This is a genomic window from Rahnella sp. NRRL B-41462, assembly GCF_003263525.1.
Classification (GTDB): domain Bacteria; phylum Pseudomonadota; class Gammaproteobacteria; order Enterobacterales; family Enterobacteriaceae; genus Rahnella; species Rahnella aceris.
The window spans coordinates 1-3936 of the sequence record NZ_JYDF01000149.1 but is presented as its reverse complement, the minus strand read 5'-3'; the positions used below and the strand labels follow the sequence as shown (position 1 = coordinate 3936).

5 protein-coding genes are annotated in these 3936 nt (G+C 52.4%); 4 read left to right on the top strand and 1 reads right to left on the bottom strand.

Annotated elements, in window-relative coordinates; all coding sequences use genetic code 11:
* The 3 genes from UC14_RS25220 to UC14_RS25210 all read left to right on the top strand — a co-directional run.
* Positions 1–817 (top strand): YdbH domain-containing protein (locus UC14_RS25220; protein ID WP_198670119.1); only part of this gene is annotated, 817 nt, incomplete at its 5' end.
* Positions 814–1008 (top strand): YnbE family lipoprotein, encoded by a 195-nt coding sequence (locus UC14_RS25215; RefSeq protein ID WP_112198663.1) that lies wholly within the window; start codon positions 814–816, stop codon positions 1006–1008. The genes UC14_RS25220 and UC14_RS25215, both read left to right, overlap by 4 nt.
* Positions 1009–1064: 56 nt before the next feature.
* Complete coding sequence (locus UC14_RS25210) at positions 1065–1370, top strand: YdbL family protein (protein ID WP_013575403.1); 306 nt, start codon at positions 1065–1067, stop codon at positions 1368–1370.
* A gap of 121 nt (positions 1371–1491) precedes the next feature.
* Here the strand turns inward: UC14_RS25210 and UC14_RS25205 are convergent, their stop codons facing one another.
* Positions 1492–2109: an FMN-dependent NADH-azoreductase gene (locus tag UC14_RS25205; protein ID WP_013575404.1), complete on the bottom strand. Its 618-nt coding sequence runs from the start codon at positions 2107–2109 to the stop codon at positions 1492–1494.
* Between the two features lie 301 nt (positions 2110–2410).
* Between UC14_RS25205 and hrpA the strand changes: the two genes are divergently transcribed.
* On the top strand, positions 2411–3936 hold a 1526-nt coding region (hrpA, locus tag UC14_RS25200), incomplete at its 3' end, for an ATP-dependent RNA helicase HrpA (protein ID WP_112198662.1).

The window sequence follows — 3936 nt, the reverse complement described above, 5'->3', positions numbered from 1 at the left end:
CTGGATGCAAGACGGCGACCTGAGCGGGCTGGATTTCAGCCTGCCGTATCGCCTTCAGGATCAGGTCTGGCAGCTCGGCGTGAAAAAGCCGGTGACGCTGCGTATCGGCGAAGTGAACAATCTGGTCAAAATGCAGAACGTGACGGCCGATTTACAGGGACATTATCCGTGGAGTGAACAAACGCCACTGACCCTGAGCAATCTGGGCGTCGATATATTGCGTGGTCATCTCAGTTTGTCGGCGCTGCGTATGCCGCAGCATGATGCGGCCGTGCTGAAGCTGGAAAAGATCAATCTCAGCGAACTGTTTACGGCGCTGAAACCCAAGCAACTGGCGATGTCCGGTGTGATTTATGGTGAGTTGCCGCTGTATGTGGAAAATCCGCAGTGGATCATCCATAACGGTTGGATCAGAAACGATGGCAGCCTGACGCTGCGCCTCGACCCGCAATTTGCCGATGCAATGGCCAGCGGCAATTTCGCCAACAATATGGTCATTGGCCTGCTGCGCTATCTGGAAATCAGCCGTTCCGATGCGCAGGTCAGTCTGGATAATCTTGGTGTGCTGACCATGAAGGCTAAAGTTGACGGTGTGAATTACACCGACACGACGCACGGTGGCGATAAAGAAAAACGTGAAATTGTCCTCAATTATTCCCATGAGGAAAATATCTATCAGCTTTGGCGCAGTTTGCGTTTTGGCGACAATCTTCAGGAATGGCTGCAACAGCAGATGTCTTTGCCTGCTGATGCGCTGTCAAAAAATCCGTCTGCGGCGGGACAGAAAAAGGATCCAACAGTGAGGAAGGAACAATGAAATTGCGAATTGTCGGCCCGGGCGTGGCGCTTTGCGTAATGATGCTCAGCGGTTGCGTGCCGCGTATCGAACTGGCCGCGCCGAAAGAGCCGATCACCATCAACATGAACGTGAAAATCGAACACGAGATCCATATCAAAGTGGATAAAGACGTGGAAAATCTGTTGAAGAATCAAAGCGATTTATTCTAGGGGCCACTATGTCCGCGATATTTTTCAATAAAAACAGCATCAGGAGAATCAGCCTGATGTTACTGACGGGTGGTTTACTGTTTTGCAGTCAGGCGTTCGCGTTAACGCTCAATGAAGCCAAACAGCAAGGGCGCGTGGGCGAAACCTTGTCCGGCTATCTGGCACCGCTGAAACAAGACGCCGACAGTGTCGCGCTGGCGACAAAAATTAACGAGGGGCGCAAACAGCAATACGAACAGGTGGCGCGGGACAATAACGTCAGCACCGACGATGTGGCAAAACTCGCCGGACAAAAGCTGGTCGCCCGTGCCGGGAAGGGCGAATACGTCCGTGGCATAAATGGTAAGTGGTTGCAGAAGTAAGCAGAGGATCGCAGGCAAAAAAAAGCGCGCCTTTCAGCGCGCAATAGCTTTATCACAACATCATCTGAGCGGAACGGACAGATTCTTAAGTGAATGGGTGCTCAGATTGTGATAACGATAATTATGCAGCAGCCAGTTCTTTGATGGCGGCATCGATTGCTGCTTTCGCATCAGTCTGTGCTTTGGTCGCCACTTCAGGACCGTAAGCAATACCTTCCGCGTAAACGAATTCTACGTCGCTCATCCCCAGGAAGCCCAGGAACAGAGACAGGTATGGGGCAACCAGGTCGCTTGGGGTGTCTTTATGAATACCACCACGGCTGGTCAGAACGATAACGCGTTTACCTTTCACCAGGCCTTCAGGGCCTTTCTCGGTGTATTTGAACGTCACGCCAGCACGGGCAACCAGGTCGAAATACGTTTTCAGCTGAGTCGGGATGTTGAAGTTGTACATGGGTGCAGCGATAACAATCACGTCATGCGCCTGCAGTTCGTCAATCAGGGTGTTAGACAGCGCCAGTGCTTCTTCCTGACGTGGCGTCAGCGGAGCATCGGAAGGACGCAGTGCGCCAACCAGTTCGCCATCTAATACAGGGACTGGGTTAGCCGCCAGGTCACGAACTGTCACGGCAGAACCGCTGTTTGCAGACTGATACTGTGCAATCAGGTAATCGGCCAGTTGGTTTGACTGAGAGAAGTTAGCCAGAATGCTTGATTTCAGAACGAGTACTTTGCTCATTAGTGAGTTCCTTAACTGTGTGATACATAGGGAATGGTTTTTTATAACCAGAACGTCCCCCGAATGGAACTTACTTTATTCACAAAGCTTATTCAGTGATAGCGCAATATTTAGAGACCTATCATCGATTTTTTTGAACAACTTAAATCCTGTGGCGTAATCACCCGTTTTCAGCATGTTCAATACCTTGTGTTAACATAGACACAAGCAGGCAAGGCTTAAACCTTCCTCATCACCCATTCAGATTCAGCTGGCGCAGACGTTTTGCTCTCCGGCTGACATGCAACAAGGAATTGTGAACGTGAAATCACCGCTCGCGGCATTATCAGCGCAGTTAGACGGGCTGATGCTACGTGACCGGCAACGCCTGCAACGCCGTTTGCAGGGTGCCAGAAAGATTGATAAACCTGAAGCACTCGACGCGTTAAGTGCTGAAATCCAGACCGCCATCAACGAGAGCCTGAAAAAAGTCAGTGCCCGTGAAGCCTCACGGCCAAAAATCAGCTATCCGGAAAACTTGCCGGTCAGCCAGAAGAAAGAAGACATCTATAACGCTATCCGCGATCACCAGATAGTGATTGTTGCAGGTGAAACCGGCTCCGGTAAAACCACGCAGATCCCGAAAATCTGTATGGAACTCGGTCGCGGGATTAAAGGCGTGATTGGTCATACCCAGCCGCGACGTCTGGCGGCGCGTACTGTGGCCAACCGTATTGCCGATGAGCTGGATACCACGCTCGGTAACACGGTCGGTTATAAAGTTCGCTTTAACGATCAGGTCAGTGAAAACACCCTCGTTAAGCTGATGACCGACGGTATCTTGCTGGCGGAGATCCAGCAGGATCGCATGCTGATGCAGTACGACACGCTGATCATCGATGAAGCGCATGAACGCAGCCTGAATATCGACTTTATCCTCGGTTACCTGCGTCAGTTGCTGCCAAAACGCCCCGATCTGAAAGTCATTATTACCTCGGCAACTATCGATCCGCAGCGGTTCTCGCGTCATTTTAATCATGCACCGGTCATTGAAGTTTCCGGCCGGACGTATCCTGTTGACGTGCGTTATCGCCCGATTGTGGATGACGCAGATGATGTGGATCGTGACCAGTTGCAGGCGATTTTCGATGCGGTCGATGAACTCGGTCGCGAAAGCATGGGCGACATTTTGATCTTCATGAGCGGTGAGCGTGAAATTCGTGATACCGCCGATGCGCTGAACCGTCTGGATTTGCCTCACACCGAGATTTTGCCGCTGTATGCGCGGCTGTCGAACAGCGAGCAGAACCGCGTATTCCAGTCGCACTCCGGTCGCCGTATCGTGCTGGCGACCAACGTCGCCGAAACTTCACTGACCGTGCCGGGTATCAAATATGTCATTGATCCCGGCACCGCGCGTATCAGCCGCTACAGTTTCCGCACCAAAGTGCAGCGCCTGCCGATCGAACCGGTTTCGCAGGCGTCGGCTAACCAGCGTAAAGGCCGCTGCGGACGTGTTTCCGAAGGTATCTGTATCCGCCTGTATTCGGAGCAGGATTTCCTCTCGCGCCCGGAATTCACCGACCCTGAAATTCTGCGCACCAATCTGGCTTCCGTCATTTTACAAATGACCTCGCTGGGGCTGGGCGATATCGCCGCATTCCCGTTTGTTGAGGCGCCGGACAAACGCAATGTTCAGGATGGCGTCCGTCTGCTGGAAGAGCTGAACGCCATTAATAACGCCGTCGATGGCCGCTATACGCTGACACCGCTCGGTCGTCAACTGGCGCAGTTGCCGGTGGATCCGCGTCTGGCGCGCATGGTGCTGGAAGCACAGAAAAACGGCTG

Excerpts from the sequence above, each read along its gene's own strand:
- UC14_RS25210 (WP_013575403.1), top strand. The coding sequence starts at position 1,065 with ATGTTACTGACGGGTGGTTTACTGTTTTGCAGTCAGGCGTTCGCGTTA.
- UC14_RS25205 (WP_013575404.1), bottom strand. The coding sequence starts at position 2,109 with ATGAGCAAAGTACTCGTTCTGAAATCAAGCATTCTGGCTAACTTCTCT.
- UC14_RS25215 (WP_112198663.1), top strand. The coding sequence starts at position 814 with ATGAAATTGCGAATTGTCGGCCCGGGCGTGGCGCTTTGCGTAATGATG.